The sequence below is a fragment of the Streptomyces luteolifulvus genome, assembly GCF_008806595.1.
In the GTDB taxonomy this organism is placed as follows: Bacteria; Actinomycetota; Actinomycetes; order Streptomycetales; family Streptomycetaceae; genus Streptomyces; species Streptomyces luteolifulvus.
Map to the genome: position 1 here is coordinate 131,715 of NZ_VZRB01000018.1, position 14,224 is coordinate 145,938.

13 protein-coding genes and 5 tRNA genes are annotated in these 14,224 nt (G+C 70.3%); 13 read left to right on the plus strand and 5 right to left on the minus strand.

Annotated features, from left to right (window positions below):
- Positions 1–49 precede the first annotated feature (49 nt).
- Entirely contained in the window at positions 50–463 is a 414-nt protein-coding gene (locus tag F7R91_RS24660) for a roadblock/LC7 domain-containing protein (RefSeq protein WP_037654657.1), read from the minus strand.
- Between the two features lie 9 nt (positions 464–472).
- Positions 473–4,138 carry a sensor histidine kinase gene (locus tag F7R91_RS24665; RefSeq protein WP_150951303.1) on the minus strand — a complete coding sequence of 1,222 codons (3,666 nt, stop codon included), beginning with the start codon at positions 4,136–4,138 and terminating at the stop codon, positions 473–475.
- Between the two features lie 602 nt (positions 4,139–4,740).
- On the opposite strand from F7R91_RS24665, the gene F7R91_RS24670 reads away from it, so the two are divergent.
- From F7R91_RS24670 to F7R91_RS24710, 9 genes are all read left to right on the plus strand, one after another.
- Positions 4,741–4,929, plus strand: coding sequence for a hypothetical protein (locus F7R91_RS24670; protein WP_150951304.1), 189 nt, complete (start codon positions 4,741–4,743; stop codon positions 4,927–4,929).
- A 91-nt stretch (positions 4,930–5,020) separates the two neighbouring features.
- Positions 5,021–5,797, plus strand: coding sequence for a fumarylacetoacetate hydrolase family protein (locus tag F7R91_RS24675; RefSeq protein WP_150951305.1), 777 nt, complete (start codon positions 5,021–5,023; stop codon positions 5,795–5,797).
- Positions 5,790–7,274: a glutamate--tRNA ligase gene (gltX, locus tag F7R91_RS24680; protein ID WP_150951306.1), complete on the plus strand. Its 1,485-nt coding sequence runs from the start codon at positions 5,790–5,792 to the stop codon at positions 7,272–7,274. Before F7R91_RS24675 ends, gltX begins: the two co-directional genes overlap by 8 nt.
- A 106-nt stretch (positions 7,275–7,380) precedes the next feature.
- A complete protein-coding gene (locus F7R91_RS24685; RefSeq protein WP_150951307.1) occupies positions 7,381–8,112 on the plus strand; it encodes an HAD family hydrolase in 732 nt (243 codons plus the stop codon).
- 90 nt (positions 8,113–8,202) lie between these two features.
- Positions 8,203–8,274: transfer RNA gene (locus F7R91_RS24690), tRNA-Gln, on the plus strand.
- A 22-nt stretch (positions 8,275–8,296) separates the two neighbouring features.
- A tRNA-Glu gene (locus F7R91_RS24695) sits at positions 8,297–8,369 on the plus strand.
- A gap of 29 nt (positions 8,370–8,398) precedes the next feature.
- Positions 8,399–8,471, plus strand: a tRNA-Glu gene (locus F7R91_RS24700).
- A 20-nt stretch (positions 8,472–8,491) separates the two neighbouring features.
- Positions 8,492–8,563: transfer RNA gene (locus tag F7R91_RS24705), tRNA-Gln, on the plus strand.
- Between the two features lie 28 nt (positions 8,564–8,591).
- A tRNA-Glu gene (locus F7R91_RS24710) sits at positions 8,592–8,664 on the plus strand.
- A gap of 247 nt (positions 8,665–8,911) precedes the next feature.
- Here the strand turns inward: F7R91_RS24710 and ndgR are convergent.
- The gene (gene ndgR / locus F7R91_RS24715; RefSeq protein WP_150951308.1) at positions 8,912–9,628 is read right to left on the minus strand and encodes an IclR family transcriptional regulator NdgR; all 717 of its coding nucleotides are present in this window, start codon (positions 9,626–9,628) and stop codon (positions 8,912–8,914) included.
- Between the two features lie 206 nt (positions 9,629–9,834).
- Here ndgR and leuC point away from each other — a divergent pair, with 206 nt between their 5' ends.
- From leuC to F7R91_RS24735, 4 genes are all read left to right on the plus strand, one after another.
- Entirely contained in the window at positions 9,835–11,265 is a 1,431-nt protein-coding gene (gene leuC, locus F7R91_RS24720; protein ID WP_150951309.1) for a 3-isopropylmalate dehydratase large subunit, read from the plus strand.
- Between the two features lie 5 nt (positions 11,266–11,270).
- Positions 11,271–11,864: a 3-isopropylmalate dehydratase small subunit gene (gene leuD, locus F7R91_RS24725; protein ID WP_150951311.1), complete on the plus strand. Its 594-nt coding sequence runs from the start codon at positions 11,271–11,273 to the stop codon at positions 11,862–11,864.
- 266 nt (positions 11,865–12,130) lie between these two features.
- Positions 12,131–12,361, plus strand: a complete 231-nt coding sequence (locus tag F7R91_RS24730; protein ID WP_150951312.1) for an SCO5555 family protein — start codon at positions 12,131–12,133, stop codon at positions 12,359–12,361.
- Between the two features lie 137 nt (positions 12,362–12,498).
- Positions 12,499–13,155: an HU family DNA-binding protein gene (locus F7R91_RS24735; protein ID WP_150951314.1), complete on the plus strand. Its 657-nt coding sequence runs from the start codon at positions 12,499–12,501 to the stop codon at positions 13,153–13,155.
- Positions 13,156–13,227: 72 nt separating this feature from the next.
- Here the strand turns inward: F7R91_RS24735 and F7R91_RS24740 are convergent, their stop codons facing one another.
- Both F7R91_RS24740 and cofC read right to left on the minus strand, forming a co-directional pair.
- Positions 13,228–13,431: a hypothetical protein gene (locus F7R91_RS24740; protein WP_150951316.1), complete on the minus strand. Its 204-nt coding sequence runs from the start codon at positions 13,429–13,431 to the stop codon at positions 13,228–13,230.
- Positions 13,432–13,481: 50 nt separating this feature from the next.
- The gene (cofC, locus tag F7R91_RS24745; protein WP_150951318.1) at positions 13,482–14,165 is read right to left on the minus strand and encodes a 2-phospho-L-lactate guanylyltransferase; all 684 of its coding nucleotides are present in this window, start codon (positions 14,163–14,165) and stop codon (positions 13,482–13,484) included.
- Positions 14,166–14,224 lie beyond the last annotated feature (59 nt).

Below are 14,224 nucleotides of genomic sequence, written 5' to 3' on the forward strand. Positions count from 1 at the left end.
TTGTGGCGGCCGGACGGTGTTTTGGTGAGACGGGTGGTGCCGGGGCCGATCAGTGAAGCAGACTGCCCTGGAGCTCAGCGCGCAGGTCGGGCGTGAGTACCGCGCCCGCGCGGTCGACCAGGAGCGCCATCTCGTAGCCGACGAGGCCGATGTCGCACTCGGGGTGTGCGAGCACAGCCAGCGACGAACCGTCGGAAATGGACATGAGGAAGAGGAATCCGCGCTCCATCTCCACGACCGTCTGCGCCACCGTGCCCCCCTCGAAGATCCGGGATGCCCCGGCGGTCAGCGAGGTGAGGCCGGACGCGACGGCCGCGAGCTGGTCCGCACGATCGCGCGGAAAGCCCTCCGACATCGCCAGCAGGAGACCGTCGGCGGACACGACGACGGTGTGGGACACCCCGGGGGTGTTGTCCACGAAGTTGGTGATCAACCAGTTGAGGTTCTGTGCCGCCTGGCTCATCGGGCTCAACTAACGCTCCTGCTGGTGAGTGGGGCTCGGGAAGCTGCCCGTCTGACCGGTGCCGGCCTGACGACCCTGCGCGATACCCCGACGGAGATTGGTCAGCCGGCCCCGTACGTCGTCAGGCGAACGCGAGACCTGCGGACCGTTTTGGTGCTGTTGCTGCTGAGCCGTGCCCGGAACGAGGTTCGCCCGGGGCACCCGGCGCGGCAGGCCGGAGGTGGTGACGCCGCCCGCTGCCGGCTGCCGTGTGCGCTCTGCCTGCCGGACGAGATCGTCGTTCGGCGAGCTGCGCCAGGCGGTGGCGGCGGAACGCTGAGGGGCAGCGGGAGCCTGTGGCTGCTGCTGCTGCTGCTGCGGGGCCGGGGCGGAGGCCGGGGCCGCGGACCCGTGGCCGTTCTGCTGGCCGCGGAACCAGTTCGTCTCCAGCGTGTCGTACAGCGGCGTACGACCGTCGCCCGGGCCGGTCGCCGGCGGCAGCGCCTCGGGCTCCGGGCGGGCGGGCCGCTGCGGCGGACGCGGCGGGACCGGGGGGACCGGCGGCCGCTGCGCGCCGTTGGCCTGCGGGTACTGACCCGTGGTGGCGGGGTTCTGCCGACCGGGCACGGAGTGCTGCCCGGTGGAGCTGCTGTCGTAGCCCTGGACCGGGAACTGGCCGGTGGAGCTGCTGTCGTAGGCCGCCGGGCCTGTGAACTGCCCCGTGGACGACGGACCGGGCTGCCCGGCGGGCGCTCCGAAGACGTCCGGACGGACGAACTGGCCCGTGTTCTGCGGGTCGTTCCCACCGGGACGCGGAGCGTCGTAATCGGGGCGGGGAAAGTCCGATGTGGTGGAGCCGGCACCGGGGCCCTGGCGGCCGTCGCGCCCGCTCGCCGGCATCTCCGCGGTCGAGGCCGGGCCGTTCCGGTCGTCGATGCGCGGCATCCGGGAGGTCTGGGCCGGGTCCTGCTCGTCGTGGCCGCGCGGGGTGTCGAGCGAGGTGCGCGGCACCGGGGGCTGCGCGTTCTCGTCGCTCCAGCTGGGCGTGCGGGGCTGTGCGTTGCCGCCCGGCAGCTCGGCGCGCGGACCACCGCGGCCCGGCAGCACCGGCCGGCGCCCGCGGCGGGTGCCGCCGCTCTGCTCGGCACCCGCGCTCGGTGCCTGCGGAGGCACCGGACGGCTGCCGCCGAACATGTCCTGGCTCTGCGTCGCACCCGTGGACTGCATGCCCTGCGACTGACCGAAGCCGGCGCCGGCCTGAGTAGGACGGCCCTGGGGGGCTGCCGGGGCCTGCGGCCCCCGCGCTCCGCCCTGGGCACCCGGACGGCCGCCCGCACCGGGCAGCGCGGCGCGCGGACCCTGGCCGGCACCGAGGCGGCCACCGCCACCCGCGCCGAGGGCCGGGCCGCCCGGCGCACCGGCGCCGAGGGAACCGCTGTTGCTCGCCTGGCGACGGGCCGCGGCGGCACCGGCGGCGGCCTGCGCGGCGGCCGCGCCGCCCGCGGACGGCGCACCCTGGCCGGGCTTGCCCGTGGGCTTCTTGCCGCCCTGGGCGACGTCGACGGGCAGCATGACCAGCGCGGTCGTACCGCCGGAGTCGGACGGGCGCAGCTGGATGCGGATGCCGTGCCGCTGCGACAGACGACCGACCACGAAGAGGCCCATGCGGCGGGAGACGGAGACGTCCACGGTGGGCGGCGACGCGAGCCGCTCGTTGATCGCCGCGAGGTCCTCGGGGGAGAGGCCGATACCGGTGTCGTGGATCTCGATCAGGACGCGGCCGTCGGGCAGCGCGTGACCGGTGACCTTGACCTTGGTCTGCGGCGAGGAGAAGGAGGTGGCGTTCTCGAGCAGCTCGGCGAGCAGGTGCACGAGGTCGTTGACCACGCGGCCGGCGACCTCGGTGGTCGGCACGGCGGCCAGCTCGATGCGCTCGTACTGCTCCACCTCGGACGCGGCGGCGCGCAGGACGTCGACCAGCGGGACCGGGCGGGTCCAGCGGCGGCCGGGCTCTTCACCGGCGAGAACGAGAAGGTTTTCACCGTTACGGCGCATACGCGTCGCGAGGTGGTCGAGCTTGAACAGCGAGGACAGCTGGTCCGGGTCGGCCTCGCGGGACTCCAGCTCGGAGATCAGCGACAGCTGGCGCTGGATCAGACCCTGGGAGCGGCGCGAGAGGTTGGTGAACATCGCGTTGACGTTGCCCCGCAGCAGGGCCTGCTCGGCGGCGAGGCGGACCGCCTCGCGGTGCACGTCGTCGAAGGCCGCGGCCACCTGGCCGATCTCGTCCCGGGAGTGCACACCGACCGACTCCACGGACGTGTCGACGTCCTGCGGGTCGGACTCGGACAGCTGCTTGACCAGCTCCGGCAGACGGTCCTGGGCGACCTTGGTGGCGGTCTCCTGGAGGCGGCGCAGCGAGCGGATCATGGACCGGGCGACGATGAAGGCGCCGACGAGCGAGACACCGAGCACGATCAGGATCAGGACACCGGAGATGATCGCCTCGCGCTCGGAGACGGAGCGCAGCTCACGGGCCTTCTGCTCCATGTCCTCGAGCAGCGTGCGCTCGATCTTCTCCATCTGCTCGATCTTGGTCGAGCTGTCGTCCGTCCAGTCCTTGTAGGAACGCTTGTCGAGGGACGACAGACCGGTCGCCGAGCTCAGTGCGCGGTCGGCGTAGGTGTCGGTGGACTCGATCGTCGCGTTGCCCTCTTCGATGGGCTTGAGGAGCTCGGCGGCGGACGCGTCGCCGTAGATGCTCTTGAAGCTGGCCAGCTCGGAGTCCTGGCTCTCGAGCGCCGAGTCGGCGTACAGCCGGTCGTTCTCGGTCAGGTTGCCGAAGGTGGTGTCGTTCGCGGGCAGGGCCGCGGCGAGCACGGCGCGCTGGACGGACGCGTACTCCTTGGCGGAGGAGAAGGCGGCCAGGGCACGCGTGCGCTGGATCATCTCCGGGTTGCTGGTCGCCTCCGCCATGTCCTGCGAGAGGCTGAGCAGGTTGGTGATCAGCCGGTGGTACGACTCCACGGTCTGGGTGGAGTTGTCCTTGGCCTGGTAGGCGCCGTTGCGGATCTTGGAGAGGGTGCCCAGGTCGGTGACCAGGCCCACCAGGCTCTCGCGGACGCCCTGGAGGTTGCCGTTGCTGACGTTGGCGTCGATTTCCTCGGCGGCGTTGTTGAAGTTGTCGACCGCGCGGTCCGTCTTGTCCCGGTAGCTCTTGACCGTGTAGTCGCTCGTCGCCTTCGCGCCGTGCGCCAGCGGACCGGCCGACTGGTCGCGCTCCTCCTGGAGCGCGGCCGCAAGCTCGGTGGCCTGCTTGGTCATCTCCGTCAGCAGCTTCATGTTGTCGAGCTGCTGGATGTCGTCCATGGAGTCGCCGATGCGCAGTGCGCCGAGCGAGGTGGCCGCGACCACCGGGAGCGCGAGCAGCGAGACCAGACGCGTGGAGATGCGCCAGTTGCGCAGGGCTATGCGCGAGCCGGGGCCCGTGGGGCCCTTCGGCGGCTTGACGGTCGGAGTGGGTGCCGCGGTGGGACCCGCAGACGTGGACGCGCCCGGACGCCCGGAGCCACCGCCGTCGCCGGACGGGGTCGGGCCCTGGTTCTGGGCGTGCTGGGGCGAGGAACCGCGGTCGGTCCCGCCGTGCGGCTCCGGCTCCGCCGAAGCACTGCCATCCCTCTTGAAACGTCCCTGCACTAGCGTCGCAACCTCTGGACCAGGCGTCCTTCCGGTTGAACGGAAGGACGGGTGTCGGCGTATTAGGGGGCGCCCTGAATGCGCCCCCCGGTGGTCGTGAGTGACCGGCGCTGGTTCCCCCCATCTCGCCGCCACTCGGCGCTGTTTGCGCCCCCTGCGCGCCGGCTCGATCCTGCAGCGGTCCGTGGAATTCCAGCACAGTGCCGGATCTCCAACAAGGCCGTTGGCCCCAACCGTGACCTACGTGACAGTACGTGAGTGTTGGATTACAGGAAGTAGAAAAGGATTCCATCGATAACGGACATATGGCCGCGAGGTGTTCGGACCAGGGAAGTGTCCCAGTCGACATGATCAGGATCGGAATGAGTGCTTCAGGGGCGGAATGCCCGTTTCGCTGCCATGAAGTACCGGTCTGAATTGACCGGTTTGTCGGTAGGTCCGTGAGCAAACTCACATGCTGATCATGGGGTCTTCATCGCTGGGGCCGGGAATTGAATGTTTAGCCTGACGCTTTACAAGACAGAACCATCTGCCAATCCGCGCCGGAATTCGCCCCTTTGGGGTTATTCGGCGCCCGCACCACGACAGGGTCGAGTACAACCGTGAAGACGACGATGATGTTCCGCACGATAGCCAACCCTCGGCGCACGACGCTGGCGCACCTTGAGGACGCCGCCGATCTGCAGACCCTGGACCAGCAGGAACACTCCGTCGATCTTCCCCTGCAGACCGCCAACCCCCGGCGCACCGTCCTGGTGGACGTCCCGGCCGCCGCGGGCACGGCGCAGTAGAGCGCGCGGCGGCCGGCGCGCCCCTCCGAGCGATAGCCTGGGGCCTCAGACTCCAGCAGCTCAGTGACTCAGTGAGGGGCGCCAGGATCCCGTGCGCATCGCCAGATTCTCCATCGACGGGAACGTCGCCTTCGGCGCGGTCGAGGGCGACAGGCCGGACGAACTCGTCCTCGACATCATCAAGGGCATCCCGTTCGCGGACTTCGAGCTCTCCGGCACCAAGGTGCCGCTGAACAAGGTCAGGCTGCTGCCCCCGGTGCTCCCCAACAAGGTCGTGGCCTTCGGCCGCAACTACGCGGAGCACGCCCAGGAACTGGGCAACGAGGTGCCCGACGCCCCCTTCGCCTTCTTCAAGCCGTCCACCTCGGTGATCGGCCCCGGCGACGAGATCCAGTACCCCTCCTTCTCCGAGGAACTGCACCACGAGGCCGAACTGGCCGTCGTGATCGGGCGCATGTGCCGTGAGGTCCCGCGCGACCGCGTCAAGGACGTGATCCTGGGCTACACCTGCGCCAACGACATCACCGCCCGCGACGTCCAGCGGCGCGAGAAGCAGTGGGCGCGGGCCAAGGGCTTCGACACCTCCTGCCCGCTGGGCCCCTGGGTGGAGACGGACCTCGACCCCTCCGACCTGACCATCCAGCTCACGGTCAACGGGCAGCAACGCCAGCTCGGCCGCACCAGCGAGATGATCCACTCCGTCGAGGACCTGATCGTCAACATCACCGAGGCCATGACGCTGCTCCCCGGCGACGTGATCCTCACGGGCACCCCGGCAGGCGTCGGGCCGCTCACCGTCGGCGACGAGGTCGCCGTCACCATCGAAGGCATCGGCACTCTCACCAACAAGGTAGTCAAGCGTGGCTAGCGCACCCGCCTCCCCCGTCCGCGTCCGTTTCTGTCCGTCGCCCACCGGCAACCCCCATGTGGGCCTGGTCCGCACGGCCCTGTTCAACTGGGCCTTCGCCCGGCACCACCAGGGCACGCTGGTCTTCCGCATCGAGGACACCGACGCCGCCCGTGACTCCGAGGAGTCGTACACCCAGCTGCTCGACGCGATGCGCTGGCTGGGCTTCGACTGGGACGAGGGCCCGGAGGTCGGCGGCCCGCACGCGCCCTACCGCCAGTCCCAGCGCATGGACCTCTACAAGGACGTCGCGCAGAAGCTCCTGGACGCCGGCCACGCCTACCGCTGCTACTGCTCGCAGGAGGAGCTCGACACCCGCCGCGAGGCCGCCCGCGCCGCCGGCCGGCCCTCCGGCTACGACGGCCACTGCCGCGACCTCGCCCCCGGGCAGGTCGAGGAGTACAAGGCTCAGGGCCGCACGCCGATCGTCCGCTTCCGCATGCCCGACGAGACGATCACCTTCACGGACCTGGTCCGCGGTGAGCTGACGTTCACGCCGGAGAACGTCCCGGACTACGGGATCGTACGAGCCAACGGGGCGCCCCTCTACACGCTCGTCAACCCGGTCGACGACGCCCTGATGGAGATCACCCACGTCTTGCGCGGCGAGGACCTGCTCTCCTCCACCCCGCGCCAGATCGCGCTCTACAAGGCGCTGACCGAGCTGGGCATCGCCAAGCAGATCCCGGCCTTCGGCCACCTGCCGTACGTGATGGGCGAGGGCAACAAGAAGCTGTCGAAGCGGGACCCGCAGTCGTCGCTCAACCTCTACCGCGAGCGCGGCTTCCTGCCCGAGGGCCTGCTCAACTACCTCTCCCTGCTCGGCTGGTCGCTCTCCGCCGACCAGGACATCTTCGCCATGGATGCGATGGTCGCGGCCTTCGACATCGCGGACGTCAACCCCAACCCGGCGCGCTTCGACCTGAAGAAGTGCGAGGCGATCAACGGCGACCACATCCGCCTGCTCGACGTGAAGGACTTCACGGAGCGCTGCCGGCCGTGGCTCCAGCCGCCGTTCGCCCCGTGGGCGCCGGAGGACTTCGACGAGACCAAGTGGCAGATGATCGCGCCGCACGCGCAGACCCGGCTGAAGGTCCTCTCGGAGATCACCGACAACGTCGACTTCCTGTTCCTGCCCGAGCCGGTCTTCGACGAGCCGAGCTGGACCAAGGCCATGAAGGAGGGCAGCGACGCCCTGCTCCGCACCGCCCGCGAGAAGCTCGACGCGGCCGACTGGACCTCCGCGGAGTCCCTGAAGGAGGCCGTCCTTGCCGCCGGCGAGGCCCATGGCCTCAAGCTCGGCAAGGCCCAGGCCCCGGTCCGCGTGGCCGTCACCGGCCGCACGGTCGGCCTCCCGCTCTTCGAGTCCCTGGAGGTCCTGGGCAAGGAGCGGACGCTGGCCCGGATCGACGCGGCGCTGGCGAAGCTCGCCGCCTAGGGCAGGCCCTAGAGGTCCCTACGACGGTGAGGCGGCACCCGGCCCGGGTGCCGCACCTTCGTCGTTCCGCCGGACGCGCCCCCCGTCCCCGCGTTACCGTCGGATCATGAGCATCCTCGCCGTGGTCTGGGACGTGGACGACACCCTCTTCGACTACACCACGGCAGATCGCGTCGGCATGCGGGAGCACCTCCTGGCCGAAGGCCTGCTGGACGGACACGGCACCGTGGAGCGGGCCGTCGCGCACTGGCGGGAGATCACCGACCGGCAGTGGGCGCGCTTCTCGGCCGGGGAGGTCTCCTTCGAGGGGCAGCGCCGCGACCGCGTCCGCGTGTTCCTCGGCCAGGAGCTCACCGATGACGAGGCCGACGACTGGTTCGGCCGTTACATGCGTCACTACGAGGCCGCCTGGGCGCTCTTCCCGGACGTCCTGCCCGTCCTGGACGCCCTCGCCGCCAGCCACCGGCACGCGGTGCTGTCCAACTCCAGCCTCCACGTCCAGGACCGCAAACTGCGCATGCTCGGTGTGCACGACCGCTTCGAGGCCATCCTGTGCGCCGCGGAGCTCGGGGTGTCCAAGCCGGAGCCCGGGGCCTTCCACGCGGCCTGCGACGCCCTGGAGCTGGCCCCGCACCACGTGGCGTACGTCGGCGACCACCCGGAGATCGACGGGCGGGGCGCCGCGGACGCCGGACTGCTGTCGGTGTGGATCGACCGGGACGGTGTGTACGCCGGGGCCGGCGCGCCCGCGGGCCCGCGCCGGATCGCCTCCCTCGCCGAACTCCCCGCGCTCCTCGGCTCGGATACCCGTTTTGGAGCGCCGTCCACCTTCGGGTAATGTTCTTCCTGCGCCGCCGGGGAGCGGGCCGAAAGGCCGGAACCGGAGGCGCAAGCTAGAACAAGAGCCTCTCAGAGGCTTGCGTTTCAGTGGCCTATGGTGTAATTGGCAGCACGACTGATTCTGGTTCAGTTAGTCTTGGTTCGAGTCCAGGTAGGCCAGCTCGCAGAGCTCATCTGCACTCGCCCCCGTTGTGTAGCGGCCTAGCACGCTGCCCTCTCAAGGCAGTAGCGCCGGTTCGAATCCGGTCGGGGGTACTGATTCCGATCTTCTCGGGATCGCTAGGGCCCCCGTTGTGTAGCGGCCTAGCACGCCGCCCTCTCAAGGCGGTAGCGCCGGTTCGAATCCGGTCGGGGGTACAAACTGGTCTAAACCACAATGGTCTATGGTGTAATTGGCAGCACGACTGATTCTGGTTCAGTTAGTCTTGGTTCGAGTCCAGGTAGACCAGCTCGGATCTGCGGAAACGCAAGATCCTCGCCCCCGTTGTGTAGCGGCCTAGCACGCCGCCCTCTCAAGGCGGTAGCGCCGGTTCGAATCCGGTCGGGGGTACATCCGGCGAAGGCCCTCCACCTCGGTGGGGGGCCTTCTGCCGTTCCCGGGGTCACTCGAAGCTGCACCTCCGTGCCGACTCCGGCTCCTGCGCCGGCCGGTGCATCAACCGGCCGTACGACACGATCAGTTCGGGGGTCCAGTCGTAGGCCTCGCGGCCGCGCACAGTCAGGTGACGGGGGAGCGGGGGACGGGGCGGGCCGGCCGCGGCGTTGAGGCCGGTCCTCCCCGTGACGTTCCCGGAAGGTCAGCCCGCGCGGCGCAGGGCCTCGGACAGACGGGCGGCCGCGTCGATGACCGCCTGGGCGTGCATACGGCCCGGGTGGCGCGTCAGCCGCTCGATGGGCCCGGAGACGGACACGGCGGCCACCACGCGGTTGGAGGGGCCGCGCACGGGCGCGGAGACGGACGCGACGCCCGGCTCGCGCTCGCCGATCGACTGGGCCCAGCCCCGGCGCCGTACACCCGACAGGGCCGTCGCCGTGAAGCGGGCGCCCTGCAGGCCCCGGTGCAGGCGCTCCGGCTCCTCCCAGGCCATCAGGATCTGGGCCGAGGAGCCCGCCTTCATCGTGAGCGTCGAACCGACCGGGACCGTGTCCCGCAGTCCGGACAGGCGCTCCGCCGCGGCGACGCAGATGCGCATGTCGCCCTGGCGGCGGTAGAGCTGCGCGCTCTCGCCGGTGACGTCACGGAGGTGGGTGAGCACCGGGCCCGCCGTGGCGAGGAGGCGGTCCTCGCCGGCGGCCGCGGCCAGCTCGGCCAGTCGCGGGCCGAGAATGAAACGGCCCTGCATGTCACGTGCCACCATGCGGTGGTGTTCCAGAGCCACGGCCAGCCGGTGGGCCGTGGGTCGTGCCAGTCCGGTCGCTGCGACCAGACCCGCGAGGGTGGCCGGACCGGACTCCAGGGCGCTCAGGACAAGGGCTGCCTTGTCCAGAACGCCGACGCCGCTACTGTTGTCCATGAAACGATACTTGCGTCTCACTCTGTGAAACGCAAGTTCAATTTTCCGTGGAACACGCCACTCTGGAAGAACACGAAGGCACAGCGGCCCGCGGATCAACGGGCCCGGCGGCGGACGGCCCGGACCACGAGCCGAACGGCAGGCAGCCGCCGCTTCCTCAAGATCTAGTTTGGACCGGTGGACGTTTGCCGGCCGGAGGGACAGCGATGGGTAGGACACTCGCGGAGAAGGTCTGGGACGACCATGTCGTCCGGCGCGCCGAGGGCGAGCCCGACCTCCTCTTCATCGATCTGCACCTGCTGCACGAGGTGACCAGCCCGCAGGCCTTCGACGGTCTGCGCCAGAACGGCCGCCCGGTGCGCCGTCTCGACCTCACCATCGCGACCGAGGACCACAACACCCCGACCCTCGACATCGACAAGCCCATCGCCGACCCCGTCTCGCGCGCCCAGCTGGAGACGCTGCGCAAGAACTGCGCCGAGTTCGGGGTGCGCCTGCACCCGCTGGGCGACGTCGAGCAGGGCGTCGTCCACGTCGTCGGCCCCCAGCTGGGCCTGACCCAGCCCGGTACGACGGTCGTCTGCGGCGACTCGCACACCTCCACGCACGGCGCCTTCGGCGCGCTGGCGTTCGGCATCGGCACCTCCCAGGTCGAGCATGTGCTGGCCACCCAGACGCTGCCGCTGGCCCGCCCCAGGACCATGGCCATCACCGTCGACGGTGAGCTGCCCGAGGGCGTCACGGCCAAGGACCTGATCCTGGCGATCATCGCCCGGATCGGTACCGGTGGCGGCCAGGGCTACATCCTGGAGTACCGCGGCTCCGCCATCGAGCAGCTCTCGATGGAGGCCCGGATGACCGTCTGCAACATGTCGATCGAGGCCGGTGCCCGCGCGGGCATGATCGCCCCGGACGAGACCACCTTCGCGTACCTCAAGGGCCGCCCGCACGCCCCCGAGGGCGAGGACTGGGACGCCGCCGTCGCGTACTGGAAGACGCTGAAGACGGACGAGGACGCCGAGTTCGACGCCGAGGTCGTCATCGACGCCGCCGCACTGTCGCCGTTCGTCACCTGGGGCACCAACCCGGGCCAGGGCGCGCCGCTTTCGTCCGCCGTCCCCGACCCCGCTTCGTACGATGACGCTTCGGAGCGCCTGGCCGCCGAAAAGGCCCTGGAATACATGGGGTTGGAGGCCGGACAGCCGCTGCGGTCCATCACCGTGGACACCGTCTTCGTAGGCTCGTGCACCAACGGCCGTATCGAGGACCTGCGCGCGGCCGCCGCGATCGTCAAGGACCGCAAAATCGCCGACGGGGTACGGATGCTGGTCGTCCCGGGCTCCGCTCGGGTCGGTCTGCAGGCCGTTTCGGAGGGCCTGGACGTCGTCTTCAAGGAGGCCGGCGCCGAATGGCGGCACGCGGGCTGCTCGATGTGTCTGGGCATGAACCCGGACCAGCTGGCCCCCGGTGAGCGCTCCGCGTCCACCTCCAACCGCAACTTCGAGGGCCGGCAGGGCAAGGGCGGTCGTACGCACCTGGTGTCGCCGCAGGTCGCCGCCGCGACGGCGGTCCTGGGCCACCTGGCCTCCCCGGCCGACCTGTCCGACGCCGAGACCCGTACGCCCGCTGGAGTCTGAGAGTCATGGAAGCATTCACCACGCACACCGGCCGGGCCGTCCCGCTGCGCCGCAGCAACGTCGACACCGACCAGATCATCCCTGCTCACTGGCTCAAGAAGGTGACACGGGACGGCTTCGAGGACGGACTGTTCGAGGCCTGGCGCAAGGACGAGACCTTCGTTCTCAACCGGCCCGAGCGCCAGGGCGCGACCGTCCTGGTCGCCGGACCCGACTTCGGCACCGGCTCCTCCCGCGAGCACGCCGTGTGGGCGCTGCAGAACTACGGCTTCAAGGCCGTGATCTCCTCCCGCTTCGCCGACATCTTCCGCGGCAACTCGCTCAAGAACGGCCTGCTCACGGTGGTTCTGGAGCAGAAGACCGTGGACGCGCTGTGGGAGCTGACCGAGCGGGACCCGCAGGCCGAGGTCACGGTGGACCTCGAGGCCCGCGAGGTGCGCGCGGAGGGCATCACCGCGTCCTTCGAGCTCGACGAGAACTCCCGCTGGCGGCTGCTGAACGGGCTGGACGACATCTCCATCACCCTCCAGAACGAGGCCGACATCGCCGCGTACGAAGCGAAGCGGCCCTCGTACAAGCCGCAGACCCTCCAGGTCTGATCCCTCAGGCGTCACAACGGGTCGAGTTTCGGCCACGCACCACCCCCTCTGTACCCCCGGTCAGCCCGATCGGGGGTACAGCCGTGTCTGCACCCGAACGGACCCCTGCCGAGCCGGGCGCGCCTTCAACTTCCCACGTTAGAGGGGTTGTTGCCGGGGTACGCGAGCTCTGTGGGCCTCGCTTCTGCGGGCGCCGACGAGGCTGTCGGAGGCGGCAGTTGCCCCCTGCGCAGGCGACAACTCGCCCCAGATGGCACAATCTGTGCATGGAACACGACGGCCAACTCGAGCTCTATGCGGCGGTCGCGGTCCGACTGAAGGAAGCGCACGCAAGGGTGCGCGCACTGCAAGTCCCGGAGGGCGTACGGATGGCGCTGACCCGGAAGCTGCTGGTCATTACGGCCGCGGCCAAGCACGATCTCGCCGATGCGACAAGGCGTCTGGAGCGGTTCACGGAGGACCTCGACCAGGGGCGATTCCCCGAAGAGGAACGCTGAACAAGTCCGGGACAACCGAGTCGGTTGCGGCGCATGGGTGATAAGCCCGTTTCGTGTTTGATTTGCGGTATATATCTGCCTAACGTGCGAAAAAGCTTGAACACTTTCGTTCTGGCGATGTCTCCGAAGGGGAAGACGTGAACAAGGCGCAGCTCGTAGAAGCGATTGCCGACAAGCTGGGCGGCCGCCAGCAGGCCGCCGAGGCTGTCGACGCGGTCCTGGACGCCATCGTCCGCGCGACCGTCGCCGGGGACCGGGTGTCGGTCACCGGCTTCGGCTCGTTCGAGAAGGTCGACCGTCCGGCGCGTTACGCCCGCAACCCCCAGACGGGCGAGCGGGTTCGGGTCAAGAAGACCTCCGTGCCGCGCTTCCGTGCCGGCCAGGGCTTCAAGGACCTGGTCAGCGGCTCGAAGAAGCTCCCGCGCGGCGGTGAGGTCGCCGTCAAGAAGGCCCCCAAGGGCAGCCTGACCGGCGGTGCCGCCGCGACGGTCAAGAAGGCCGCGGCCAAGAAGACCACCGCGAAGAAGGCGGCCGCCGCGAAGAAGGTCACGGCGAAGAAGGCGCCCGCGAAGAAGACGACGGCCGCCGCGAAGAAGGTCACGGCGAAGAAGGCGCCCGCCAAGAAGACCACGGCGGCCGCCGCGAAGAAGACCACGGCGAAGAAGACCACCGCCAAGAAGGCGACGGCCAAGAAGGCCCCGGCGAAGAAGGCGACGGCCAAGAAGGCCCCCGCCAAGAAGTCGCCGGCCCGCAAGACCACCACCGCCAAGAAGGCCACGGCCCGCAAGAAGTAAGGGCACAGGGGCACTCACGCGCCGGGCCGGACTCCCCAGGGAGTCCGGCCCGCGGCGTGTCCACAGGGGGTTCTACAGGGTCTGCAGCGTCACCAGGACGATCCGGCGGCTGTCCTCGGAGCCCTCCACCTCGATCCGCACCCGCTGCCCGGGGCGCAGCAGCCTCAGCCCGCCCGCGTCGAACGCGGCGGCGTCGAAGGGGACGGGGGTGCCGTCGTCGAGCAGCACACTGCCGCTGCGCGTCCCAGCGTCGTACGTGTATGCGGTGGCCTGCATGGCGGCAGCCTACTGCCCCGGGACGGGGCCTGCCCGGGGCGTCAGGCCGGTCACACGGGGGCGGGCCCGCCCGTCTGCGGAGTTGTCGCACCGACCGGCCGGGCCGGCCCCGGCAGACGTGCCACCGCGGCCGCCGTGCGCGGGCCGACCCCGAGGGCCAGCGCGGCCCGCAGGTCCTCGCCCGTGTCCACGTCCTGGCGTACGGAATCCACCGCGCCGAGCCCGATTTCCACGGCGCCGGACGCGCGATGGCGGGCCCGCGAATCGGGACCGAACGACGGGAGCAATTCCCGGCCCGGAGCGGCGGCCAGCAACGTGGTCCCGATTGCGGCCGCATCCGGAAGAAAAGCCCGCGGGAATTCCGCCGCCGCATCCAGTACCCGGGCCAATTCCAGGGGACGCAGCGCCGGGAGATCGGCGTTCAGCGCCGCCACGGCGGCCTCGGGCCGCAGAGTCCGTACGGCCGCCGCCGCGTGGGCCAGCGCCGCGTTCAGGCCGCCCCGCGGCTCGTCGGGGACGATCCGGGCACCGAGTGCCGCGAGCTCCCGTCCGGCCAGCACGTCGTCCGTGACGACCGCCACATCCCGCACCGCGGCGCAGGCCAGCGCGGCCGCCACGGTGTCCTGGGCGAAGGCGAGGGCGAGGCCCCGGCGCACTCCGTCGGCGGCGGTGTCCGAGAGCCTGCTCTTGGCCCGCGCCAGGGGCTTCAGGGGAATCACCAGGGTCCACTGCACGAGCGTTCCGTCCTTCTCTTGTCGCCGCCATTGTCGCCCGGCCCATCGGGAGGCGGCGC

Coding starts and splice junctions, on each gene's coding strand:
- F7R91_RS24660 (WP_037654657.1), bottom strand. CDS start 463: ATGAGCCAGGCGGCACAGAACCTCAACTGGTTGATCACCAACTTCGTG.
- F7R91_RS24730 (WP_150951312.1), top strand. CDS start 12,131: ATGGAACACGACGGCCAACTCGAGCTCTATGCGGCGGTCGCGGTCCGA.
- leuD (WP_150951311.1), top strand. CDS start 11,271: ATGGAAGCATTCACCACGCACACCGGCCGGGCCGTCCCGCTGCGCCGC.
- ndgR (WP_150951308.1), bottom strand. CDS start 9,628: ATGGACAACAGTAGCGGCGTCGGCGTTCTGGACAAGGCAGCCCTTGTC.
- F7R91_RS24740 (WP_150951316.1), bottom strand. CDS start 13,431: ATGCAGGCCACCGCATACACGTACGACGCTGGGACGCGCAGCGGCAGT.
- F7R91_RS24685 (WP_150951307.1), top strand. CDS start 7,381: ATGAGCATCCTCGCCGTGGTCTGGGACGTGGACGACACCCTCTTCGAC.
- leuC (WP_150951309.1), top strand. CDS start 9,835: ATGGGTAGGACACTCGCGGAGAAGGTCTGGGACGACCATGTCGTCCGG.